The organism is Solimonas sp. SE-A11 (genome assembly GCF_030345715.1).
Lineage (GTDB): Bacteria > Pseudomonadota > Gammaproteobacteria > Nevskiales > Nevskiaceae > Solimonas_A.
This window is the reverse complement of the sequence record NZ_JAUASX010000007.1, coordinates 106,714-128,955: the sequence shown is the minus strand read 5'-3', so window position 1 is coordinate 128,955 and position 22,242 is coordinate 106,714. Positions and strand designations below refer to the sequence as shown.

Here is a 22,242-nt window from a genome sequence, read left to right as displayed (position 1 = left end):
CTGCGAATGCCGCGAGGGAAAAGCTGCCGCTAGGTAAAGGGGTTCAGCTCTCCGCCCCAGGCCACGGCCACGCAGCCGCCGCCGGTGTTCACCGCGGCGGTCGCGGACATGATGCTGACGAGGATCTCGATGCTGTGCTCACGAGCCGCCTTGGCGAGGTCGTCATAGCCGGGCAGGGCGGCGACCTGGTCCAGCGGCCCCCCGTAGCTGATGCACAGGTGCTGGGTGCCGATGCCGCGCCGGATCTCGCCGGCCACATGGCGGAACATCCGCTCGACGGCCTGCTTGTAGCCACGCACCTTGGCCACCGGCTGGGTCTCGCCGCGATAGCAGAGGATCACCGGCTTGATGTCCAGTGCCGAGCCGATCGCATAGGTCAGCAGGCCGATGCTCTTCTCGCCCTTCTTGATGCCGCGGTTGCGGATGTAATACAGGTCGTTGGGCACCATGTAGCCGACGACGTTCTCGCGCAGTTCGTCCAGGCGCTTGCGGATCTCGTTGGCGCCGACCCCGGCGCGGGCCAGCTTGGCCGCCTCGGCCGCCAGCACGCCGGTGCCGCAGAACATGCTCTTGCTGTCGACCACGCGCAGCGCGAATGGGCCGCTGACGCCCTGGCGCGCGCGCGCGTTCTTGTAGTCGTTGAGGATCGCGAACGAGGCCTTGGTGGCGTTCTCGAAGATGGCGCTGCGCGTGGCGGTGATCGTCACGCAGAAGACGTAGTCGTAGTCCAGCACGATGTCCGTCAGGAATTTCTCGCGGATCTGCTCGGCGGTGAAGGGGACGCTGTGGGCGTCCAGGCCCTTGGACGCGAGCTGCTCGGCGTAGAAGCGGATCGTGGTGTCGGGATCGCGGGTGTCGTTGAGCACCTCGTCGCCCAGTTGGATGGCGATGGGCAGTACGCCGACCTTGTGCTCCCGCAGGAATTCATGCGGCAGATCGCAGGTGGCGTCCACAACGACTCCGATGCGCATGGCTCCCTCCCTCGGTCCGACGGGGCTATTCCTGACGGTACTTTCCCTATTATGCACAGCCGCGCAGCATTGGGGAGCGGCCCGCGATCAGCTTTCCGGTCCTGCCAGCTGGTCCTGGATTTCCTTGACCAGTGCCTTGGCGCTGCGTTCGTCGGTGTCCAGGACCAGGTCGGCGATTTCCCGATACAGGGGGTCGCGCTGGGCAAACAGCTTCGCCAGAACCTCGCGGCGGTCGGCGCTGTTCTTCAGCAGGGGGCGGTTGTCGGAGCGTGCCGTGCGGGCCAGTTGCTGTTCGACGCTGGCATGCAGGTAGACGACGAAGCCGCGTCCGGCCAGGCACTGGCGGTTGTCCGGGTCCAGCACGCTGCCGCCCCCGGTGGCCAGGACGATGCCACTGCGCAGCGTCAGGTCGGCGATCACGGCCTTTTCACGGCGCCGGAAGCCCGCCTCGCCTTCCTTCTCGAAGATGTAGGGGATGTCGACACCGGTCCGCAACTCGATCTCGTGGTCGCTGTCGATGAACTCCAGCGACATCGTTTCCCCCAGCCGCTTGCCGACGGTAGTCTTGCCGGCGCCCATGGGGCCGACCAGGAAGATGCTCGCTTTCTTGTTCATGCGGCGGAGAGAGTCGGCGTGCCGCGGAAACGCCGGGGCCGGCTTGCCGGCCCCGGGATGTCGCCGTCAGTTGACGCGCAGGCCTTCCTGCAGGACCTTCGGCGTGACGAAGATCAGCAGTTCACGCTTGATGGAGCTCTTGGAGTCGCTGCGGAACAGGCGGCCCAGCATCGGCACGTCGCCCAGCAGGGGCACCTTGGTCTGGTCGTTGCTGCTTTCCTGGTTGAACACGCCGCCCAGCACCACGGTCTCGCCGCTGCGCACCAGCACCTGAGTGTTCAGGCGGCGGGTGTCGATGGCGGGGGCAGTGCCGCCCAGGCCGGTGGGCACGTTCTGGCCCTGGCTGTCGTTGGTCACGGCCAGGTCCATCACCACGCGGTCGTCCGGCGTGATCTGCGGGGTGACCAGCAGCGACAGGACCGCCTTCTTGAAGGAGATCGTCGCTGCGCCGCTGGAGGCGGATTCGAGGTACGGGATTTCACGGCCCTGTTCCACCGAGGCCTGCTTGCCGTTGGCGGTGACGACGCGCGGGGTGGACACGACCTCGCCGCGGCCCTCGGTCTGCAGTGCCGACAGCTCCAGGTCCACCAGGTAGTCGGCACCCAGGATCGCCAGGCCAAAGGAGCCGGCCGGGTCGGTGACCGGCAGGTTGACGTTGTAGCGGTCGGCCTGCGCGCCCAGGGTCACCGGGAAGCCGCCGTTCTGCAGGAAGCTGCCGACCGTGGTGTTGGTGGCGGCGTTGCTGCCCGAGGTCGTGACGACCCCGTTGTTGCCATTGCGCGCCACGGTGGAGACGCCGAAGCGCACGCCGAGCTGCTTGGAGTAGTCGTCGTCGGCGATGACGATGCGGGATTCGATCAGCACCTGGCGCACCGGGATATCGAGGCGCGACACCAGGTTGCGGATCTCCTCGATCTTCTCACGGGTCTCCAGGATGATCAGGGTGTTGGTCCGCTCGTCCACCGACATGCGGCCGCGCTCGCTGAGCATGGACTGCTTGTCGCTGCCCGACCGGACCAGGGACGACATGTCCGTGGCCTTGGCGTAGTTCAGCTGGATGATCTCCGAGCGCAGCGGCGAGAGCTCGCTCTTCTGCTTGGCGGATTCCAGTTCCACGCGCTCGCGGGTGGCCAGCTCCTGCAGCGGCGCCACCAGCATGACGTTGCCCTGCTGGCGCATGCCCAGGCCCTTGGTGCGCAGGATGATGTCCAGGGCCTGGTCCCAGGGAACGTTCTGCAGGCGCATGGCGATGTCGCCCTGCACCGCATCGCTGACCACCATGTTGGTGCCGGCCACGTCGGCGATGATCTGCAGCAGCGCGCGGACGTCAATGTTCTGGAACGACAGGCTGATGCGTTCGCCGGTGAACTGCGGCTGCTCCCTCTTCTTCTGCTCGACCTTCTCCGGCGTCAGCGCCTGGATTTCCAGCGTGAACTGGTCGCCCGTCTGGTAGGCGGCCTGCTCGTATTCGATGCCGGCGGCCGGGGTGACGCTGATCACCACGTCGCCGCCTTCGCGACGGGCGTCGACGAACTTCACCGGCGTGGCGAAATCGAGCACGTCCAGACGCTTGAGCAGTCGCTCGGCGATGGTTGCGTCGCGGAAGGTGGCGATGACTTTGCCGCCTTCCTCACGCACGTCCACCGGGGTACGGGTATTGGCGAGCTGCACGACGACGCGGCCTTCGCCGCGTTCCCCGCGGCGGAAGTCGATGCCGCGCAGGGCGGAACCGATGGGCTCGGCCTGAGACGAAAGCGCCGCCGAAGGTGCGAGGCGCGCCACCGGCGTGCTGGGTGCGGCATCGCTGCCGGTGGCGGCCGAAGCGTAGCCGTCCAACTGCACCAGGACCTTGTTGCCCTCGACGCGCAGGTTGTAGGGAGTGAGTTGGCCCAGTTCCACGACGACGCGCGTGCGGCCCTTGGCTTCGGCAGCGGCGACGGAGCGTACGTTGCCGACGTTGACCTTCTTGTAGCGCTCAGGAAGCGCGACTTGCGTCTCCGGCAGGTCCAGCGACAGCCGCGCCGGCTTGTCGATGGTGAAGACCACCGGCTCGGGAGCGGCCGCGGAGAGCGTCATGGTCAGCAGGACACGATCGTTGTCCTGGGTCGTGAAGTCGATCGACTGCAGGGCGCGTGCGCCCTGGGCCTGCGCCCCTCCGGCCAGCAGCAGGGCTGCCGACGCGAAGGCAGCTCTCAAGGCCGCTTTGGTCATCTCACTGAGCTTGAACATCGCCAGTCACTCCCTAATTACTTTTTGTTTCCGCCAGCGTCAGTGACGCCGGACGTTGAATCCATCCGCCGAAACCGTCTGCCACCAGTTCCATCAGACCGACTTCGGCCTCGGAAATGGAGACGATCTCGCCGTAGTTCTGCCCCATATGATTCTTGACCGAGACCCGGTGCACGACTCCGTCCGGTGCCTTGATCAGCGCGAATACCTTGCCCTTGGAGTCGATGGTGCCGACCATGCGCAGGCCGTCCAGCGGGAACTCCTCAAGCGGTTCCTTGTTGCGGTTCAGGTCGGGTCTGATACCGCTGTTGCTGGCCTGGCGGGATGGCTGGATCGAGGCAAAAGGATCGCGCCGTCCGGCTGCTTCGTACGTGAAGGCCTCGTACTGCTTCATCTGCGGGATCGGCTCGATCGGCGCCGGCGGCCGGGCCTTGACCTCGGCCACCCAGGCTTCCAGGTCCTTCATGCCCTTGCCGCAGGCACTCAGCAGGACGATCGACAGGAATGCGATAGCTGGGCGGAGTTTCTTGAGCGGTTCTGGCTTCATGGCTCCGGGTCCTTACTTGGCCTTCGTGGGCTTCTTGCCCTTCGAGGCCGCCGCCGCCGCGCTTTCGGCCTCTGCGACTTCTTCTTCGTCGAGATAGCGATAAGTCTTGGCGAGTGCCTGCATGCGGAGCGTGCCCTCCGGCCAGTTTGCCTTGTCGTTCTTGGGCGGTACCGTGATCTCGACATCGTCGATGGTCACGATGCGCGGCAGAGCCGCAATCGCGCTGGCGAAATTACCCATCTCGTGATAGGTGCCGGTGACGATGATCTTGTTCGGGATTTCGGCATAAAATTCGCGAGGGCTGTCTGGCTGAGGTTGAAACAGCTCCTCCTCCAGGCTTGATGCCACGCGAGCCTGAGAAATGTCGTTGAGCAGGTTGGCAACCTCGCTCTTGCTCGGCAGCTGCTTGAGCATGGCGCCGAAGTCCTTTTCCATCTCGGCCAACTGTGCCTTGAAGGCGTCCAACGCCGCGGCCTTGCCCTGGTTTTCCTCGAATTGCTTGCGAAGGGTCAACTCACGAGCTTCCTCGGCCTGGAGCTCTTCGTACACGGGCTTTACCAAGGCATAAGTGCCCAGCATCAGGACCAGCAGTCCTCCAAGTACCGAGGCGGAAATGCGGACCCAGAGCGGCCAGCCCCCGGGATTGCGGGAATCCAGCGTCTGCAGTTCCGCAATGATCTGCTGGACGTTCATTGCACGCCCCTCTCACTGCCTGCAGGGGAGGAAGCATCCGAGGGCGCTTTCAGGGCCTTGACCCGAAGCTGGAAATCACCGCGCCTCAGCTGTTCCTGCTCGCTGGTCTTGATCACCACCAGCATCGGGTTCTGGAACCAGCGCGAGGCCTCGAGATTCTTCATGTAGGTGGAAACGCGGCCATTGGACTCCGCAGTGCCATCGATGGTGACGCCCTCGGGAGTCTGCTTGATCGCGCGAATGCTGACGCCATCCGGCAGAGTGCTGACGATTTCGTCGAAGAAGTGCACCGAAGCCGAGCGGCTGGCCTGCAGCTCTTCGATCACGCGCATGCGCGCCAGCAGATTGTCACGGACCTTCTCGAGTTCCTGTATTTCCTTGATCTTCTGCTCGGTCTCGTCGATCTGGCGCTGCAGGTAGGTGTTGCGCTCCTGCTGCGAGGAGACCGCGCCGCTGACGGTGCTCCAGGCCAGGCCAACGATGGCAGCGCTCGCCAGTACGCCCAGCCCCAGGGTGCTGAGGAACTGCTGCTTGCGCTTGGCGCGCCGCTCGGCGCGCCAGTCGAGTAGGTTGATGCGCGTCGTCATTTGACCTCTCCGTCGAACGCGCGGTAGGCGAGGCCACAGGCGATCAGCAGCGAGGCTTCTTCCTTGGCCAGCACGGCCGGCTTGGCCTTGGAGGACACGCTCATGCCGGCGAAGGGCTTGGCGACCACGGTCGGGATGCGCAGGCGATCCTGGATCGCGGCATCGATGCCCGCGATGTGGGCGGAGCCGCCGGCGAGGATGATCTGGTCGATGGTGTTGTACTGCGAGGCGGCGGAGAAGAAGAACTGCAGTGAGCGGTCGATCTGCTGCGCCATGTCGCTGATGAAATGCGTCAGCACCTCGGTCTGGTAGTCATCCGGCAGATTGCCGAATTTCTTGGCTTTGCCGGCTTCATCGAGGCTCATGCCGTAGTGGCGCATGATGTCTTCGGTGAGCTGGCGGCCGCCGAAGCTCTGGTCGCGGGTGTAGACGGTCTTGAGATCGTGGAGGATCAGCACGGAAGTGGTGGTCGCGCCCACGTCCACCACGGCGATGGTGCGGCGCACGCCGCGGTCCGGCATCTGGTGCTGCAGGAACTGGCAGGCGTTTTCGAGTGCGTAGCTTTCGATGTCCACGATCGTCGGCTTGAGTCCGGCGATCTCCAGCGCGGCAGCGCGCTGCTCGACCTGCTCCTTGCGGCAGGCCGCGAGCAGCACGTCGACGTTGTCCTTGGCCTTTTCGCTATCGCCGATCACTTCGAAGTCGATGCTGACTTCCTCGATGGGATAGGGAATGTACTGGTCGGCCTCGACCTTGATCTGCTCCTCCATGTCGTCTTCCGACAGGCCCTTGGGGAGCTGGATGACCTTGGTGATGACGGAGGCCCCGGCCACGGCCACGGCCGCGTTCTTGGTGCGGGTGCCGGCGCGGCTGAGCGCGCGCATGACGGCCTCTCCGACGATCTTCGGATCGGAGATCTGCTTGTCCGCGACGGCATTGGCCGGCAACGGCTCAACCGCGTAGGTTTCTACGTGGAATTTTTCGCCCCTGCGCGACAGCTCAAGCAACTTCACGGCACTGGAACTGATATCCAGACCGATGAGCGCCTGCTCTCCCCCGCCTAACAGCGATTGCACTATGGACATATCGCCTCACCAGACTCGCGTTGACATTCCCCCAGCGGGAATCGTGTCGAATTCCCTTGCAGGAATCGTGGTGACTCCTCCCGCATTGAGCCTTACTATAACGCAAACATTCTGCGATGCAACTATAAGTAGTGGCTCCAACTATCTGATAGTGCTTCATAAGCTGGAATGCATTTCTGTAGGTTTTTGGCACCCCCGAAGGTAGGGATTCAATGAAGTGGAAGCTGTTGCTGTCGGTCCTGGCGGGCTTGCTGGTGGCTGGCGTCCTGGCGCTCTGGGGCGGCTTCCTGGTCGCCCGGGCGTATTTCGAGCCGGAACTGCCTTCGGTCCAGAGCCTGCGCGAGCTGCAGCTGGCCTTGCCTCTGAAGATTTATTCGGCAGACGGCAAGCTGCTGGGCGAATTCGGCGCCGAGCGCCGCGCCCTGCTCAAGTACAACGAGTTTCCGCCGCGCGTGGTGCAGGCCTTCCTGGCGGCCGAGGACGACCGCTTCTTCGACCATCCCGGCGTGGACTGGATGGGCCTGGCGCGAGCCGCCTTCGCGCTGGCCGTGACCGGCCAGAAGTCCCAGGGCGGCAGCACCATCACCATGCAGCTGGCCCGCAACGTCTTCCTGTCCAGCGAGCGCACCTATGGACGCAAGTTCAAGGAAATCCTGCTGGCACTGAACATCGAGAAGGAGCTGAAGAAGGAGGAAATCCTCGAGCTCTATCTCAACAAGATCTACCTGGGCGAGCGCGCCTACGGCGTCGGTGCCGCGGCCCTGATCTATTTTGGAAAAAATATCAATGACTTGAAGCTTTCGGAGGCGGCGGTCATCGCCGGCCTGCCGAAGGCTCCGTCGCGCGACAACCCGATTGCGAACCCCGAGCGTGCCAAGGAGCGGCGCAACTACGTGCTGCGCCGCATGCACCAGCTGGGCTACATCTCCGCCGAGGAGTTCAAGGCGGCGGCGCAGGAGCCGCTGGTGGTCAAGCCCTATCGGGCCAAGGCCGAGGTGGATGCCTACTACGTCGCCGAGATGGTGCGGCAGGACATCCTGGCCCGCTACGGCGAGGAGGCGGCCTACACCCAGGGTTTCATCGTGACCACCACGATCGATTCCCGGCGCCAGCTGGCCGCCAACGCCGCCCTGCGCAAGGCGCTGGACGACTACAGCGAGCGCCATGGCTGGCGCGGCCCGGAGGCCAAGATCGATCCGGCACTGCTCGCCCCCGGCGAGGAGCAGAAGCTGGTGGATGCCCTCGATGCCCGGCCGCAGGTCACTGGCCTGCTGCCGGTGGTGGTGCTGTCCTATACCCCCCAGAAGCTGACCCTGCGCGCCCGCGAAGGCGACGTGGACCTGGAGCCGCAGCATTTCAAATGGGCCGCCTTCAGCGCCAAGCGAGCGCCGGCGGTGGGCGACGTGCTGCGCATCCGCGCGGGCGGCAAGGAGGGGCGGGAGTGGGTGCTGGGCCAGCTGCCCCAGGCCCAGGGCGCGCTGGTGGCGCTGGACCCACGGGATGGCTCGATCGTCGCCCTGGTGGGCGGCTACGACTTCTTCCAGGGCAAGTTCAACCGCGTGACCCAGGCGCGGCGCCAGGCCGGTTCGGGCTTCAAGCCCTTCCTCTACGCGGCGGCCATGGCACGGGGCTATACCCCGGCCTCGATCTTCCTGGACGCGCCGGTGGTCTTCAGCGTCCGCGGCCAGAAGGACTGGCGCCCGGAAAACTACGGCGGCGACTTCAAGGGGCCCATGACCCTGCGCGAGGCCCTGGTGCAGTCGCGCAACCTGGTGTCGATCCGCGTGCTCGAAGCGATCGGCGTCGACTATGCCCGTGACTACATTGCGCGCTTCGGCCTGCCCAAGGACCACATGCCGCGCAACCTGACCATGTCCCTGGGTACCGGCGATTTCACGCCCCTGGAGATGGCGCGCGGGTTCACCACGCTGGCCAATGGCGGCTACCTGGTCGAGCCGCATTTCATCGACAGCATCCGTGACGGCGCCGGCAAGCTGCTGTTCAAGGCCCAGCCGAAGATCGCCTGCTTCGAATGCGAGCAGTTGCCGCCGCCGCCGGAAGAGGCGGCCGACGACCCTTCTGCCAACGAAAACGAAGCCCCGCCGCCCGATATCCCGGAGAATGGGGCGCCGCGCGTGGTCGATGCCCAGACCGTCTGGATGATCACCGACATCCTGCACGACGTGACCGTGCGCGGCACCGCCGCCAAGCTCAACGAGCTGGGGCGCAACGACCTGGCCGGCAAGACCGGCACCACCAACGACGAGACCGACGCCTGGTTCAACGGCTACCAGAAGACCCTGGTGGCCACCGCCTGGGTCGGCCGCGACCAGCCCGGCCCGCTGGGCAAGGGCGAGGTCGGCGGCCGTGCCGCGCTGCCGATGTGGATGGACTTCATGCGGGTCGCCCTCAAGGACGTGCCGCAGGGCATGCTGCCGCGGCCCTCGGGCCTGGTCAGCGTGCGCATCGACCGCCGCAGTGGCAAGCTTGCCGGGGATGAGGCAGACGCCGTGTTCGAGGTCGTGCCCCAGGACCGCATCCCCGAGGCGGCCGATGCTCCGGCCGCGGATGAAGAGGGCCGTTCGTCCTCCGGAGGGGTGGAAGAGCTGTTTTGAGGCTATCGTCGCCCGTCACCGGGCCAGGGGTGTCGCCGTGCAATACAGCATCGTGCAGGAAGCCGCGCGGATCATCTGCGAAGAGCAGGTGACCGACTACCGTTCGGCCAAGCAGAAGGCGGCCGAACGCCTCGGCCTGCCGGCGCGCTCCGGTCTGCCGGACAATGCCCAGGTGCAGCAGGCGGTGATCGAATACCAGCGGCTCTTCGGCGGCGACGCCTATCACGACCGCCTGCGGCGCATGCGCCGCACCGCGCTGCGCGTAATGCGCCAGCTGGCCGAGTTCTCGCCACGCCTGGTCGGCGGTGCCGTCAGCGGAGCCATCACCGAGGCCCACCGCCTGCAGCTGCATGCCTTTGCCGACAAGCCGGAGGCCATCGACATCTACCTGCACGACCGCGGCATCGATTTCGACCAGGACGAGCGCCGCTATCGCTATCCGGACGGCAAGGAGCAGCGCATCCCGCTGGCCTGCTTCGAGGTGGAAGGGGTGGGCGTGGATCTGGCGGTGTTCTCCGAGAACGAGCAGCGCCGCGCGCCGCTGAGTCCGGTGGAGAACCAGCCGTTCCGGCGCCTGGATCCGAGGCAGGTGGAGAAACTGATCGCCACGCAGCAGGCAGCCTGACTTCCTCAACGAAAGCGCAGAGGCGCAAAAACGAAAAGCCCTCCTTTCGGAGGGCTTTTTCCTTCAGCCGGCCAAGGGATGCGCAGTAGGCCTATTCGTATCCTTTAGCGGTTGGCGATCGGAGTGACATTGCGGTCGCCGGCGCCGGTGTAGACCTGGCGCGGACGGGCGATGCGCATCGACGGATCCGCCACCATCTCGATCCAGTGGGCCACCCAGCCGACCGTGCGCGCGATGGCGAACATCGGCGTGAACATGTTCACCGGGATGCCCAGGGCCTTGTAGATGATGCCCGAGTAGAAATCCACGTTCGGGTACAGCGCGCGGGCCTTGAAGTAGTCGTCCGACAGGGCGATCTCTTCCAGCTTCATTGCCAGTTCCAGTTGCGGGTCGCTGTCCTTGCCCAGATGCTTGAGCACCTTGTGGCACTGCTCGCGGATGATCGTGGCGCGCGGGTCGAAGTTCTTGTACACGCGGTGGCCGAAGCCCATCAGGCGCACGCCCGAGGCCTTGTCCTTGACCTTGGCCATGAAGGCCGGCACGTTCTTCACGTCGCCGATCTCCTCCAGCATCTTCAGCACGGCCTCGTTGGCGCCGCCGTGGGCGGGGCCCCACAGCGCGGCGATGCCCGAGGCGATCGCGGCGTAGGGGTTGGTGCCGGTGGAGCCGGCCATGCGCACCGTGGAGGTGGAGGCGTTCTGCTCATGGTCGGCGTGCAGGATGAACAGCACGTCCAGTGCCTTGGCGGCGACCGGATCGACGTGGTACGGCTCGGCCGGCACGGCGAACATCATATGCAGCAGGTTGCTGCAGTAGTCCAGGTGGTTCTGCGGGTAGACGAACGGCTGGCCGTAATACTTCTTGTAGGCGGCGGCGGCGATCGTCGGGATCTTGGCGATCATGCGGTGCGCGAAGATCTCGCGGTGCCGCGCATCCTTGTTGTTGGTGGTGTCGTGGTAGAACGCGGACAGCGAGCCGACGATGCCGGTCAGCATGGCCATCGGGTGGGCGTCGTAGTTGAAGCCGCCGAAGAACCCCTTGAGGTTCTCGTTGATCATGGTGTGCTTGCGGATGTTCATGTCGAACGCCGCGAGCTGTTCCTTGTTCGGCAGTTCGCCGTTCAGGATCAGGTAGGCCACCTCGATGAAGTTGCAGTGCTCGGCCAGCTGGGCCACCGGGTAGCCGCGGTACAGCAGCACGCCCTTGTCACCGTCGATGTAGGTGATGGCCGACTTGGTCGAGCAGGTGGAACTGAAGCCGGGGTCGTAGGTGAAGACGTCCAGCTTGTCGTAGACCTTGCCCACGTCGAGGCCGACCGGGCCGAGGGTGCCGCCGATGGCCGGAAGATCGGTTTTCTCACCGGTGGCGTTATTGACCAGACTGTAGCTGACGTCGCTCATGCTTGCTCCGCAATCTTTTTGTGGCGAATCCTGAAGCGAGAACCGTGCCGGCACGCGCTTCCCCAGAGTTTCCCTGGTGACGAGTCTTCCTCAGGCCGGGTAATGCGCGGGATAGGGCAGGCGGGCGGCGCCGCTGCTCACCGCCGCACGGGCCACTGCCGGGGCGACATGGTCGCGCAGGCGGGGGTCGAGCGGCTTGGGGATGATGTAGTCGGGGCCGAAGGATAGCGACTTTTGCCCATAGGCCGCCAGCACTTCCTGCGGAACCGGCTCCCGCGCCAGGGCGGCGATGGCCCGGACGGCGGCGGTTTTCATGGCGGCGTTGACATAGCGCGCACGCACGTCCAGGGCGCCCCGGAACAGGAAGGGGAAGCACAGGACGTTGTTGACCTGGTTGGGGTAGTCGCTGCGTCCGGTGGCCATGATCAGGTCGTGGCGTACCGCCAGGGCGTCCTCCGGCCGGATTTCCGGGTCCGGGTTGGACAGGGCAAAGATGATCGGCTTTTCGGCCATCAGCATCAGCCACTCCGGCTTCATCAGTCCCGGGCCGGACACGCCGATGAACACGTCGGCACCGGCCAGGGCGCCCGCCAGGCTGCGGCGCTCCGCGGCGGCGGCCGAGGCGAACTCCAGCTTTTCCTTGTTCAACGAGGAGAAATCCTCGCGGTCGCGGTGGATCACGCCCTTGCGGTCCACCAGCAGCATGTTCTCGCGCCTGGCGCCCAGGTCCACCGCCAGGCGCATGGAAGCAATGCCGGCGGCGCCGGCGCCCAGGCAGACGATGCGGGCGTCCTCGATCTTCTTGCCGACCAGCTCCAGGGCGTTCAGCAAGCCGGCGCAGAGCACGATGGCGGTGCCGTGCTGGTCGTCGTGGAACACCGGGATGTCGCAGCGCTCGATCAGCTTTTCCTCGATCTCGAAGCAACTGGGCGCGGCGATGTCCTCCAGGTTGATGCCGCCGAAGGTCGGCGCGATGCGCGCCACCGTGTCGATGAAGTCCTTCGGTTCCCTGGCGTCCACCTCGATGTCGAACACGTCGATGTCGGCGAACTTCTTGAACAGGACCGCCTTGCCCTCCATGACCGGCTTGCCGGCCAGGGCGCCGCAGTCTCCCAGGCCCAGCACGGCGGTGCCATTGGAGATCACTGCCACCAGGTTGCCCTTGGCGGTATAGCGGTAGGCATTTTCGGGGTCGGCCTGGATCTCGCGGACGGGTTCCGCGACGCCCGGCGTATAGGCCAGCGACAGTTGGGCCGCGGTTTCGAACGGCTTGGTGATGGCGATGCCGAGCTTTCCGGGGATCGGAAACTCGTGATAGTCCAGTGCGGACTTTTTCAGCGTGTCGTTCATGCGCGCAGTGCCTTCTGCCTGGATACGCGTGGGGGAACGGCGGCTGGAACCTGGCCGGAACAACGGTTTAGCCCGGCAGGGTTCAGCTGCCGTGGGTTGCTGCTCGATACAAACAGCAAGGCCGCCCAGAGGGCGGCCTTGCTTGAAGCCGATGCGGCTCAGGCCTTGCGCGCGTAGCGGGCGTTGAACTTGCCCACGCGACCGCCGGTGTCCACCACCTTCTGCTTGCCCGTGTAGTGCGGGTGCGAGGCGCTGGAGGTATCCAGGTTCACCAGGGGATACTCCTGGCCGTCGACGGTGATCTTGTCCTTGGTCTTCACGGTCGAACGGATGATGAAGTTCTGACCGATGGAGGAGTCGCGGAACACGACCGGGCGGTATTCGGGGTGGATGCCTTCTTTCATGACACAGCTTCCGGCAAAACTAAAAGGGCGCGCAGTGTAAAGGGAAGGGCCGGTGGAGGCAAGCTTATCCACAGAATCGGCCCTTCAGCCCTCCTCGGATTCCACTCCCACCTCGAAGCCGCCCTCCTCGTCCACCGTGACCCGCACCGTCATCGGCCGGCAGCAGACCGAGCAATCCTCGGTGTAAACCGCTGATCCGCCGGAGAGATCGATCTCGAGGACGATTTCTTCCCAGCAGCATGGGCAGGTGACGATGGCTTCTTCGAGCATGGCGGCCTCCGACCTTCCTTATCCGAGCTGACTTAGAGGAACAGTTCCAGCAGCCGGTTCAAATGCCGGTGCCCCAGCGCCGTCGGCCGCAGCAGGGCCGGGTCCGGGTCCATCAGGCCCAGGCGCCGGGCCTCGGCCATGGGCGCGTTCAGCGCCGACAGGGGCAGGCCGGTGCGTGCCTCCCAGAGGCTGGCCGGCACGCCGGCGTTCAAGCGCAGCACATTGAGCATGAACTCCACCGGCATCTCCTCGGCGGACAGCAGGCGTTGCTCCTGCACGGCGGCTTCCGTCCCGGCGTGCTCCTGGTAGCGCTTGGGATGCTTGTGGCGTGCCCGGCGAGCGACTCCCGCCGGCCCGCTGCGCTTGCCGTGGGCGCCGGCGCCGATACCCAGGTAGTCGCCGAATTCCCAGTAGTTGAGGTTGTGGCGGGCACGCCGGCCGGGGCGTGCATAGGCCGAAACCTCGTACTGAGCGTAGCCGGCGTCGGCCAGGCGTGCTTGGCCGGCGTCGAACATTGCCGCCACGGCGTCATCGTCCGGCAGGGGCGGGGGGCGGGCGGCGAACTCGGTGTTGGGTTCCAGCGTGAGCTGGTACCAGGAGACATGCTCCGGCTGCAGCGCCAGCACGCCGTCCAGGTCGGCCAGGGCCTGGGCCTCGGCTTGCTGTGGCAGGGCGAACATCAGGTCCAGGTTCACGTTGTCGAAGCCGGCGTCGCGTGCCAGCCGCAGCGCCTCCACCGCCTGGCCGGGATCGTGGATGCGCCCCAGCTTCTTGAGTTGCGCCGCATCCAGGCTCTGCACGCCGATGGACAGGCGGTTGATCCCCGCCGCGCGGTAGCCGCGGAAATGCGAGGCGTCGGCGGTGCCGGGGTTGGCCTCCAGCGTGATCTCGATGTCCGGGGCAAAGGCCAGCCGTTTCGACACGGCCTCCAGCACGCGGCCGATGGCGCGGCCGGAAAACAGGCTGGGAGTGCCGCCGCCCATGAAGATCGAGACCAGCGGGCGTTGCTCCGGCTCGCCCAGTTCATGCTCCAGGTCGCGGACCAGGGCCTCGACGTAGGCGTCTTCCGGCGCTTCCCCGCGCAGGGCGTGGGAGTTGAAGTCGCAGTAGGGGCACTTCTGGACGCACCAGGGGAAGTGCAGGTACAGCGATAGGGGGATCGCCGGAATAGCCAGACTGCCTTGAATGGCAGTCTGGCCCGGCGATCGCCCGCACATGGATGTGCGGGCCGGGGGTAGATCGGGATCCGAGGTCGCGCCAGGGATGGCGGCACCGGAGTTCATTCAGTCAATCTCTCAGCATGTCGAGCAGCTCGGCCGCGGCCTGGGCGCGGTGCGAGACGCGATTCTTCAATGCCGGATCGAGCTGGGCGGCGCTGCGGTCGTGGCCCGGCACCCAGAACAGCGGGTCGTAGCCGAAGCCACCTTCACCCTGCGGCTCGTGCAGGATTCGCCCGCGCCAGGCGCCCTGGGCGATCAGCGGCGTGGGGTCGGCGGCATGGCGCAGGAACACCATCACGCAGACGAACTGCGCGCCGCGGTCCTGCTCGGCCACGCCTTCCAGCGCGCCCATCAGCTTGCGGTTGTTGGCGCGGTCGCCAGCGCCCTGGGCGGCATAGCGGGCGGAATGCACGCCCGGCTGGCCGTTGAGGAAATCCACCTCGATGCCGGAGTCGTCCGCGATGGCCGGCAGGCCCGAGACCTTCGAGGCGTGGCGTGCCTTGATCAGCGCGTTCTCGACGAAGGTCGGCGCGGATTCCTCCGGCTCCTCGTCGCTGAAGTCGGTGACCAGGCGCAGTTCCCAGCCCAGCGGCGCCAGCAGCGCCTGCATTTCCTTCAGCTTGCCGGCGTTGCGGCTGGCGAGGACGACTTCGGTGGGCATGTCAAAAGCCGGGAATCGGGAATCGGGATAAGGATACCCGCATGTGGCGGCGAGCGCGTCTTTTACGATTCCCGATTCTCCATTCCCGGCGTCAGGCGCCCAGCGCCTGACGCTGTGCCTCGATCAGCTGCCGGATGCCGGTCGTGGCCAGGTCCAGCAGGGCGTCGAGCTCCTCGCGGCGGAAGGCGTGGCCCTCGGCGGTACCCTGCACCTCGATGAACTGGCCGGCCTCGTTCATGACCACGTTCATGTCGCACTCGCAGCCGGAGTCCTCGGCGTAATCCAGGTCCAGCACCGGCTGGCCGCCGGAGATGCCCACCGAGACCGCGGCCACCTGGCCGAACAGCGGGTTCTTCTTGATCTGGCCCTTCTTCAGCATGGCGTTGATGGCGTCGGCCATGGCCACGTAGGCGCCGGTGATGGCGGCGGTGCGGGTACCACCGTCGGCCTGCAGCACGTCGCAGTCCAGTGTGACGGTGTAGTTGCCCAGGGCTTCCAGGTTGACGCAGGCGCGCAGCGAGCGGCCGATCAGGCGCTGGATTTCCTGGGTGCGGCCGGACTGCTTGCCCTGGGCCGCTTCACGGCGGCTGCGGGTGTGGGTGGCGCGGGGCAGCATGCCGTACTCGGCCGTGACCCAGCCGCCGCCATCCTTCTTCCAGGACGGGCCGCGCTCCTCCACGCTGGCGGTGCATAGCACGCGGGTGTCGCCGAAGCTGACCAGCACCGAGCCTTCGGCGTGGCGGGTGAACTGGCGCTGGATCGAAACCGGACGCAGCTGGTCCGGCGCACGGCCGGAGATACGGGTGGGCATGTGGGAATCTCGCCTGAGGGCCGCGAATTATACGGCGCGGCCGGGGGCCAGCGGCTATGATCGTGCCAGAACCATGACAGGCCCATAGAGCCTGCGGCATTTCGAGGAGAGATTCATGCGCAACTGGTTGGTGGGCGGCCTGGCGGCCGCGGTGATGCTCGTGGGCGGCTGCAGTCGTTCGGACGACAAGGCCCCGGAAACCGGCGGCCCCGGTCCCGGCGGGGCGAAGTACACGGCGGACATCACCCGCACGTCCCTGGGCATCCCCCACATCAAGGCGCAGGACTTCGGCAGCCTTGGCTATGGCTACGGCTATGCCTTCGCGGAGGACAACCTTTGCGTGATGCAGGAGGACTTCATCACCATTCGCGGCCTGCGCGCGCGCTACTTCGGCCGCGACGGCAGCTATACGATCCAGCCCAACGGTGTCACCGCCAACAACGTCGACAGCGACTTCTACTGGCGCAGCACCGCCACCGACGAGGCGATCGCGCCGGCGCGGGACAAGACGCTGGCCGACTACAAGGACGTGACGCGTGGTTTCGTCGACGGCTACAACCGCTACGTCCGCGAGCTCAAGGCCGGCGGGCACGAGGGCCGCCACGCTGCTTGCCGCGCGGCGGACTGGGTGTTCGAGATCGAGGAAAACGACATGTACCGGCGCTACCTGCGCCTGGCGCTGATCGCCTCCGGTTCGGTATGGATCAATGAAGTAGCCACGGCACAGCCGCCGCCGCTGCCGCCGTCGGGCAGCAGCGCCGCTGCGGCACGCGCCAAGTCGGCCGCCGAGCCCTCGGCGGAGCAGAAGGCGGCGGCACTGCGCAGCGACCCCGGCCCCTTCCGCTTCTTCCAGCGCGAGAAGACCTTCGGCAGCAACATGTACGCGCTGGGCAAGGACGCCACCACCGACGGCCGCTCGGTGGTCTACGGCAACCCTCACTTCCCCTGGATCGGCACCGAGCGCCTGTACCTGGCGCACGCCACCATTCCCGGCAAGCTCGACATCATGGGCGCCTCGCTCTACGGGGTGCCGGCCGTGCTGATCGGCTTCAATGATCACATCGCCTGGACCCACACCGTCTCCACCGCCTACCGTTTCACCTTCTACGAACTGACGCTGAACCCGCTGAACCCGCGCCAGTACCTGTATGACGGCAAGCTGCGCGACATGGTGGCGGTGCCGGTCACGATCCAGGTCAGGAACGAGGACGGCAGCCTGTCGGAAGCGACGCGCACGCTGTACAAGACCCATTACGGCCCGGTGCTGGTGCTGAAGGCCGCCGGCATCCCGATCCTGGGCTGGAACAACCTCAAGGCTTACGCGCTGCGGGACGCCAACGCCGAGAACGACAGCCTGATCAATCAGTTCGCGCGCTGGAACCAGGCGGCGAACCTGGACGAGTTCATCCGCGCGCAGGCCGAGGTGCTGGGCGTGCCCTGGGTCAACACCGTGGCCAGCGGCCCGGGTGGCAAGGTCTACTATTCCGACGTCACCGTAGTGCCCAATGTCCCGGACTCCAAGGTCACCACCTGCCAGGCCATTCCCCTGCACCAAGTGGTGCAGCTGCTGGCGCCCGGCCTGCCGCTGCTGGATGGCTCGCGCTCCGCCTGCGAGTGGGACTCGGACGAGGACGCGCCGCGCCCCGGCATCTTCGGTGCGTCCAACCTGCCCAAGATCCAGCGTGACGACTGGGTGCACAACTGCAACGACAGCTACTGGCTGACCAACCCGGCCGAACCCATCGAGGGCTATGCCGGCATCATCGGCGATGAGCGCAGCGCCCGTTCGCTGCGCACGCGCCTGTGCATCCAGCAGATCACCAAGCGCCTCAGCGGCACCGACGGCCGCCCCGGCAACCGCTTCGACATCCCGACGCTACAGGATGTGGTGCTGTCCAGCCAGATCCTGTCGGCGCAGATGGAGCGGGATACCGTGGTCGGCACCCTGTGCCGCCTGCCGGTGCTGGTGGGCAGCACCGGCCCGGTGAACGTCGCGGCGGCCTGCGAGGCACTGAAGAACTGGGACATGAAGGCCAACCTCGACTCGCGCGGCGCGCACGTCTGGCGCGAGTTCTACCGCAACGTCGCCGGACCGCTGCTGCCCCTGCCGATCGGGCCCGAGAACCCGCTGCTGTATTTGACGCCGTTCTCCGCCAGCGATCCGGTCAACACGCCGCGTGGCATCAACGTGTTGCTGCCGATGGTGAGCGTGGCCTTTGCGGATGCCGTGAAGGCCGTGGCCGACGCCGGCTTTGCGCCGGACGCGCCCCTGGGCGAGATCCAGCACCCAGGCTTCATCGACAAGAGCATCCCCGTGTTCGGCGGCGAGGGCTTCGAGGGCGCGTTCACCATCGCCAACTCCGGCCCGATTTCCGCGGACGGCTACAACATCGACTACGGCAACAGCTACATCCAGACCGTGACCTGGGGCAGCGGCGGCGTGGAGGCCGAGGGCTTCCTCACCTACTCCGAGTCCACCGACCCGGCCAACCCGCACTTCTCCGACTACACCCGTGAGTACTCGGCCAAGCGCTGGCACAAGCTGCCGTTTAAGGCGGCGGATGTGGAGGCGGATGCGATCCGGAAGTACAGTCTGAGCGAGTAGCTGAACTTCCTGACTCTCTCTCTCCCCGTTTGCGAGAGGGTGGGGGTGAGGGGCGGAGCTTTCAGTTCGCGCCAAAGTGCAGACTGCCAGCGCGCCCCCCTCACCCTAGCCCTCTCCCCGCAAGCGGGGAGAGGGAATGGCACTGGGCTTCCTGATGCGCAGTGCAAACAGCACCGTCAATATTCCGATATATATCGCCGGCTCCCGCACATCCGACTTCACCAGCCACAGGAAGTGCAGGCAGGCCAGGATTGCCGCCGGGTAGATCAGCCGGTGCAGCAGCGTCCAGCGGCGTTTCAGCCGGCGCTGCCAGCCGCGGGTGGAGGTCAGGGCCAGCGGCAATAGCAGCAGCCAGGCGGTGAAGCCCAGCGTGATATAGGTGCGCTTCACCAGGTCCTTGCCCAACTGAGCCGCCGACCATTCGAGGTCGAAGGTCAGGTAGGTCGCGAAGTGCAGCGTGATCCAGGCATAGGCCCACAGCCCCAGCAGGCGCCGCACCTGGATCGCCTCGGCGCGGCCGCTGAGGCGGCGCAGCGGCGTCATCGCCAGCGTGGCCAGCAGCAGGCGCAGGGCCCACAGCCCGGTCTGGTGCTCCAGAAACTCCACCGGGTTGGGTCCGAGCCGGGCGGTGGCCACGCACCAGGCCAGCCACAGCAGCGGCCCGCCGCCCAAGGTCCAGGCGGCCAGCCGCCACCACAGCAGCGGGCGTCTGATGGCGGGCATTAGGGCCTGTTGACGCTATGAACATCGCTGCGACGGAGACCGTTTTGGCGCAGGGCTATGTCCCGGCACGCGCCGTGTACGGAACGTAAATCAGCGGGTCGGGACGACGCCCTGCGCCAAAACGGTCCCGCCCTCCGGGTGCCGCCCGATTTGCCGCCATGCGGGCCATCGGGCTTACTGCGGAGCGACATTGAGTCGCTCCGCAGCTTGGGCCAATGGCCTCGTCGGTTACTTGGAACCACCAAGCGCCCTCCTCGCGTCTGGCCTGGCGGCAAATCGGGTGGCATCGCAGCGATGTTCATAGCGTCAACAGGCCCTAGTACAGCTTCTTCGGGTCCAGGCCGGCGTAGAGCGGCGCCACCTCCGGGTAGCCGTTGAAGGGTAGGGTCTTGCGCTTGAACAGCTCGCCCAGGCGACGCTCCGTGGCCTGGCTCCAGCGCGGGTGGTCCACCGCCGGGTCCACGTTGGAGTAGAAGCCGTACTCCTGCGGCGCCATCTGCTTCCAGGTGGTCACCGGCTCGCGCTCGGTGAAGCGGATGCGCACCACCGACTTGATGCTCTTGTAGCCGTACTTCCAGGGGATGGTCAGGCGCAGCGGCGCACCGTTCTGGTTCGGCAGTACCTTGCCGTACATGCCCACCGACATGAAGGACAGCGGATGCATGGCCTCGTCGATGCGCAGGCCCTCCTTGTAGGGCAGGTCCAGGCCGCTCCAGCGCGACAGGGGCATCTGCTCCTTGTCGTACAGGGTCTCGAATGCCACGTACTTCGCCTTCGAGGTTGGCTTGAAGCGCTTCAGCAGGTCCGCCAGCGGGAAGCCCAGCCAGGGCACCACGATGCTCCAGGCCTCCACGCAGCGGTGGCGGTAGATGCGCTCTTCCAGGGCATGCGGCCTGACCAGGGCATCGAGGTCGATGCGGCCCGGGGCCTCGCACTCGCCTTCCACCGCCACCGACCAGGGGCGGGTGCGCAGGCTGTGGGCGTTGCGCGCGGGGTCGCCCTTGTCGGTGCCGAATTCGTAGTAGTTGTTGTAGGTGCTGGTGGTCTCGAAGGGCGTCACGGTCTCGCCGCCGGCCTGCTCGCTGCGCTTGGCGATCTTCAGCCCGCCAAGGGAGGGTGCCGCCGCCGGAGCAGCGGGCGCGGCGGCGTCACCGCAACCGGCCGCCAGCAGCGCGGCCGTACCCAGCCCCATGCGGGCCAGGATGTCGCGGCGCCGGTAATAGGTTGGTTCCGGCGTGATTTCGCTGGAAATGACGGCCGACGGCGGCAGGATGCGGATCAGCATGGGAGAACTCCGGGGCTTATTTCGGAACTACGCCAGTCTGACACTGCCGGATGCCGGCTGTTCGTGGCTGTCATAATGTCCGGACGTTGCATCATGAAACGCGGACGAACGGGCATATGGAGCTGGACGAACTGATCGAGACCTTCGAATTCCTGGGTGATTGGGAGGAGCGCTACCGCTACCTGATCGATCTGGGGCGCAAGCTGCCGCCGATGCCGGCGGACGAGCACACGGAGGCCAACAAGGTGCGCGGCTGCATGTCGCAGGTGTGGTTTTCGCATAGCCTCAAGCCGGGCTCGCCCGCCACCCTGGAATTCCGCGGCGATTCCGACGCCCACATCGTCAAGGGCTTGATCGCATTGCTGTTTGCGGTGGTTTCCGACAAAACGCCGAAACAGATCGTGGACTCCGACATTGGCGAGATCTTCACCCGCCTGGGCTTGGAGAACCACATCACGATGAACCGACGCAACGGTTTCTACTCTATGGTGGAGCGGATCCAGAACATCGCCCGCGAGGAACTCGCGCGCGCGTAACAAGGGGCCGATAGAATCGGCCGGACAAATCGAGGGAGTAATTGGAGATGGCGATGGGCGCATTCTTCTTCTATGCACTGGTGATCTTCTTCGTGGTCACCCTGTTCAAGGGCGTGGTCACCGTGCCCCAGGGCAAGGAATACACGATCGAGCGCTTCGGCAAGTACCGCGCGACCTTCACGCCGGGCCTGCACTGGCTGGTGCCCTGGGTGGACCGCGTCGGCCGCAAGCTGTCGCTGATGGAACAGGTGCTGGACGTGCCCTCGCAGGAAGTCATCACCAAGGACAACGCCATGGTCGGCGTGGACGGCGTGGTGTTCTTCCAGATCCTGGACGCGCCGAAGGCCGCCTACGAGGTGCAGCACCTGGAACTGGCGATCATGCAGCTCACCATGACCAACCTGCGCACCGTGATGGGCTCCATGGATCTGGACGAGTTGCTCAGCCAGCGTGACCACATCAACGCCAAGCTGCTGTCGGTGGTGGACGAGGCGACCACGCCTTGGGGCATCAAGGTCACCCGCATCGAGATCAAGGACATCCGCCCGCCGACCGACCTGGTCGACTCCATGGCGCGCCAGATGAAGGCCGAGCGCGAGAAGCGCGCCAACATCCTGGAGGCCGAGGGCTTCCGCCAGGCCGCCATCCTCAAGGCCGAAGGTGAGCGCCAGTCGCAAATCCTGATCGCCGAGGGTGAGAAGCAGCAGGCCATCCTCGACGCCGAGGGCCGCAAGGAAGCCGCCTTCCGCGATGCCGAGGCCCGCGAGCGCCAGGCCGAGGCCGAAGCCCGCGCCACCATGATGGTGTCGCAGGCCATCGAGAAGGGCGACGTGCAGGCGATCAACTACTTCGTCGCCACCAAGTACATCGAGGCGCTGGGCCGTATCGCCACCAGCCCCAACGAGAAGCTGGTGCTGATGCCGCTGGAAGCCGGTAACGTGATCGGCGCCCTCGGCGGCATCGCCGAGCTGACCAAGAAGGTTTCCGCGGGTCCCGCGAAGTAACCCGGA

General features: G+C 66.0%; 21 protein-coding genes. 5 read left to right on the top strand and 16 right to left on the bottom strand.

Annotated elements, in window-relative coordinates; all coding sequences use genetic code 11:
* Positions 1–29 precede the first annotated feature (29 nt).
* From QT386_RS10085 to QT386_RS10055, 7 genes are all read right to left on the bottom strand, one after another.
* Complete coding sequence (locus tag QT386_RS10085; RefSeq protein ID WP_289273628.1) at positions 30–971, bottom strand: DegV family protein; 942 nt, start codon at positions 969–971, stop codon at positions 30–32.
* Positions 972–1,058: 87 nt separating this feature from the next.
* Positions 1,059–1,586 (bottom strand): shikimate kinase AroK, encoded by a 528-nt coding sequence (aroK, locus tag QT386_RS10080; RefSeq protein ID WP_289273627.1) that lies wholly within the window; start codon positions 1,584–1,586, stop codon positions 1,059–1,061.
* Between the two features lie 66 nt (positions 1,587–1,652).
* Positions 1,653–3,815: a type IV pilus secretin PilQ gene (pilQ, locus tag QT386_RS10075; protein WP_289273626.1), complete on the bottom strand. Its 2,163-nt coding sequence runs from the start codon at positions 3,813–3,815 to the stop codon at positions 1,653–1,655.
* A 13-nt stretch (positions 3,816–3,828) separates the two neighbouring features.
* Complete coding sequence (locus QT386_RS10070) at positions 3,829–4,362, bottom strand: pilus assembly protein PilP (protein ID WP_289273625.1); 534 nt, start codon at positions 4,360–4,362, stop codon at positions 3,829–3,831.
* A 12-nt stretch (positions 4,363–4,374) separates the two neighbouring features.
* Positions 4,375–5,055, bottom strand: a complete 681-nt coding sequence (locus QT386_RS10065; protein ID WP_289273624.1) for a type 4a pilus biogenesis protein PilO — start codon at positions 5,053–5,055, stop codon at positions 4,375–4,377.
* Positions 5,052–5,642 (bottom strand): PilN domain-containing protein, encoded by a 591-nt coding sequence (locus QT386_RS10060; RefSeq protein ID WP_289273623.1) that lies wholly within the window; start codon positions 5,640–5,642, stop codon positions 5,052–5,054. Before QT386_RS10060 ends, QT386_RS10065 begins: the two co-directional genes overlap by 4 nt.
* Positions 5,639–6,727 carry a pilus assembly protein PilM gene (locus QT386_RS10055; protein WP_289273622.1) on the bottom strand — a complete coding sequence of 363 codons (1,089 nt, stop codon included), beginning with the start codon at positions 6,725–6,727 and terminating at the stop codon, positions 5,639–5,641. Before QT386_RS10055 ends, QT386_RS10060 begins: the two co-directional genes overlap by 4 nt.
* A 212-nt stretch (positions 6,728–6,939) precedes the next feature.
* Here QT386_RS10055 and QT386_RS10050 point away from each other — a divergent pair, with 212 nt between their 5' ends.
* Positions 6,940–9,342, top strand: coding sequence for a penicillin-binding protein 1A (locus QT386_RS10050; RefSeq protein WP_289273621.1), 2,403 nt, complete (start codon positions 6,940–6,942; stop codon positions 9,340–9,342).
* 37 nt (positions 9,343–9,379) lie between these two features.
* Positions 9,380–9,967 carry a hypothetical protein gene (locus tag QT386_RS10045; RefSeq protein WP_289273620.1) on the top strand — a complete coding sequence of 196 codons (588 nt, stop codon included), beginning with the start codon at positions 9,380–9,382 and terminating at the stop codon, positions 9,965–9,967.
* Positions 9,968–10,071: 104 nt separating this feature from the next.
* Here the strand turns inward: QT386_RS10045 and QT386_RS10040 are convergent, their stop codons facing one another.
* The 7 genes from QT386_RS10040 to rph all read right to left on the bottom strand — a co-directional run bounded on the left by QT386_RS10040 (position 10,072) and on the right by rph (position 16,083).
* Positions 10,072–11,367, bottom strand: coding sequence for a citrate synthase (locus QT386_RS10040; RefSeq protein WP_289273619.1), 1,296 nt, complete (start codon positions 11,365–11,367; stop codon positions 10,072–10,074).
* A gap of 90 nt (positions 11,368–11,457) precedes the next feature.
* Positions 11,458–12,717 (bottom strand): malic enzyme-like NAD(P)-binding protein, encoded by a 1,260-nt coding sequence (locus QT386_RS10035; protein WP_289273618.1) that lies wholly within the window; start codon positions 12,715–12,717, stop codon positions 11,458–11,460.
* A gap of 158 nt (positions 12,718–12,875) precedes the next feature.
* Positions 12,876–13,121, bottom strand: coding sequence for a type B 50S ribosomal protein L31 (locus QT386_RS10030; RefSeq protein ID WP_289273617.1), 246 nt, complete (start codon positions 13,119–13,121; stop codon positions 12,876–12,878).
* Between the two features lie 84 nt (positions 13,122–13,205).
* Positions 13,206–13,391: a CPXCG motif-containing cysteine-rich protein gene (locus QT386_RS10025; protein WP_289273616.1), complete on the bottom strand. Its 186-nt coding sequence runs from the start codon at positions 13,389–13,391 to the stop codon at positions 13,206–13,208.
* Positions 13,392–13,423: 32 nt separating this feature from the next.
* Positions 13,424–14,608 carry a radical SAM family heme chaperone HemW gene (gene hemW, locus QT386_RS10020; protein ID WP_289273615.1) on the bottom strand — a complete coding sequence of 395 codons (1,185 nt, stop codon included), beginning with the start codon at positions 14,606–14,608 and terminating at the stop codon, positions 13,424–13,426.
* Between the two features lie 70 nt (positions 14,609–14,678).
* Positions 14,679–15,272, bottom strand: a complete 594-nt coding sequence (rdgB, locus tag QT386_RS10015; RefSeq protein ID WP_289273614.1) for an RdgB/HAM1 family non-canonical purine NTP pyrophosphatase — start codon at positions 15,270–15,272, stop codon at positions 14,679–14,681.
* Positions 15,273–15,363: 91 nt separating this feature from the next.
* Positions 15,364–16,083 carry a ribonuclease PH gene (gene rph / locus QT386_RS10010; protein ID WP_289273613.1) on the bottom strand — a complete coding sequence of 240 codons (720 nt, stop codon included), beginning with the start codon at positions 16,081–16,083 and terminating at the stop codon, positions 15,364–15,366.
* A 115-nt stretch (positions 16,084–16,198) separates the two neighbouring features.
* Here rph and QT386_RS10005 point away from each other — a divergent pair, with 115 nt between their 5' ends.
* Positions 16,199–18,688: a penicillin acylase family protein gene (locus QT386_RS10005; RefSeq protein ID WP_289273612.1), complete on the top strand. Its 2,490-nt coding sequence runs from the start codon at positions 16,199–16,201 to the stop codon at positions 18,686–18,688.
* A gap of 105 nt (positions 18,689–18,793) precedes the next feature.
* On the opposite strand, the gene msrQ is transcribed toward QT386_RS10005, so the two are convergent.
* Together msrQ and msrP are read right to left on the bottom strand one after the other, a co-directional pair.
* A complete protein-coding gene (msrQ, locus tag QT386_RS10000) occupies positions 18,794–19,411 on the bottom strand; it encodes a protein-methionine-sulfoxide reductase heme-binding subunit MsrQ (protein WP_289273611.1) in 618 nt (205 codons plus the stop codon).
* Positions 19,412–19,727: 316 nt separating this feature from the next.
* Positions 19,728–20,696 (bottom strand): protein-methionine-sulfoxide reductase catalytic subunit MsrP, encoded by a 969-nt coding sequence (msrP, locus tag QT386_RS09995; protein WP_289273610.1) that lies wholly within the window; start codon positions 20,694–20,696, stop codon positions 19,728–19,730.
* 116 nt (positions 20,697–20,812) lie between these two features.
* Here msrP and QT386_RS09990 point away from each other — a divergent pair, with 116 nt between their 5' ends.
* On the top strand, positions 20,813–21,232 hold the full coding sequence (locus QT386_RS09990) for a SufE family protein (RefSeq protein ID WP_289273609.1): 420 nt from the start codon (positions 20,813–20,815) through the stop codon (positions 21,230–21,232).
* A gap of 53 nt (positions 21,233–21,285) precedes the next feature.
* A complete protein-coding gene (locus tag QT386_RS09985; RefSeq protein ID WP_289273608.1) occupies positions 21,286–22,236 on the top strand; it encodes an SPFH domain-containing protein in 951 nt (316 codons plus the stop codon).
* Positions 22,237–22,242 lie beyond the last annotated feature (6 nt).

Bases quoted from the DNA above. Each gene is read 5' to 3' on its own strand.
- msrP (WP_289273610.1), bottom strand. From the start codon at position 20,696: ATGCTGATCCGCATCCTGCCGCCGTCGGCCGTCATTTCCAGCGAAATC.
- QT386_RS10005 (WP_289273612.1), top strand. From the start codon at position 16,199: ATGCGCAACTGGTTGGTGGGCGGCCTGGCGGCCGCGGTGATGCTCGTG.
- QT386_RS10025 (WP_289273616.1), bottom strand. From the start codon at position 13,391: ATGCTCGAAGAAGCCATCGTCACCTGCCCATGCTGCTGGGAAGAAATC.
- hemW (WP_289273615.1), bottom strand. From the start codon at position 14,608: ATGTGCGGGCGATCGCCGGGCCAGACTGCCATTCAAGGCAGTCTGGCT.
- rph (WP_289273613.1), bottom strand. From the start codon at position 16,083: ATGCCCACCCGTATCTCCGGCCGTGCGCCGGACCAGCTGCGTCCGGTT.
- QT386_RS09985 (WP_289273608.1), top strand. From the start codon at position 21,286: ATGGGCGCATTCTTCTTCTATGCACTGGTGATCTTCTTCGTGGTCACC.
- aroK (WP_289273627.1), bottom strand. From the start codon at position 1,586: ATGAACAAGAAAGCGAGCATCTTCCTGGTCGGCCCCATGGGCGCCGGC.
- QT386_RS10065 (WP_289273624.1), bottom strand. From the start codon at position 5,055: ATGAACGTCCAGCAGATCATTGCGGAACTGCAGACGCTGGATTCCCGC.
- pilQ (WP_289273626.1), bottom strand. From the start codon at position 3,815: ATGTTCAAGCTCAGTGAGATGACCAAAGCGGCCTTGAGAGCTGCCTTC.
- rdgB (WP_289273614.1), bottom strand. From the start codon at position 15,272: ATGCCCACCGAAGTCGTCCTCGCCAGCCGCAACGCCGGCAAGCTGAAG.
- QT386_RS10060 (WP_289273623.1), bottom strand. From the start codon at position 5,642: ATGACGACGCGCATCAACCTACTCGACTGGCGCGCCGAGCGGCGCGCC.
- QT386_RS10040 (WP_289273619.1), bottom strand. From the start codon at position 11,367: ATGAGCGACGTCAGCTACAGTCTGGTCAATAACGCCACCGGTGAGAAA.
- QT386_RS10050 (WP_289273621.1), top strand. From the start codon at position 6,940: ATGAAGTGGAAGCTGTTGCTGTCGGTCCTGGCGGGCTTGCTGGTGGCT.
- QT386_RS09990 (WP_289273609.1), top strand. From the start codon at position 20,813: ATGGAGCTGGACGAACTGATCGAGACCTTCGAATTCCTGGGTGATTGG.
- QT386_RS10030 (WP_289273617.1), bottom strand. From the start codon at position 13,121: ATGAAAGAAGGCATCCACCCCGAATACCGCCCGGTCGTGTTCCGCGAC.
- QT386_RS10070 (WP_289273625.1), bottom strand. From the start codon at position 4,362: ATGAAGCCAGAACCGCTCAAGAAACTCCGCCCAGCTATCGCATTCCTG.
- QT386_RS10085 (WP_289273628.1), bottom strand. From the start codon at position 971: ATGCGCATCGGAGTCGTTGTGGACGCCACCTGCGATCTGCCGCATGAA.
- msrQ (WP_289273611.1), bottom strand. From the start codon at position 19,411: ATGCCCGCCATCAGACGCCCGCTGCTGTGGTGGCGGCTGGCCGCCTGG.
- QT386_RS10035 (WP_289273618.1), bottom strand. From the start codon at position 12,717: ATGAACGACACGCTGAAAAAGTCCGCACTGGACTATCACGAGTTTCCG.
- QT386_RS10055 (WP_289273622.1), bottom strand. From the start codon at position 6,727: ATGTCCATAGTGCAATCGCTGTTAGGCGGGGGAGAGCAGGCGCTCATC.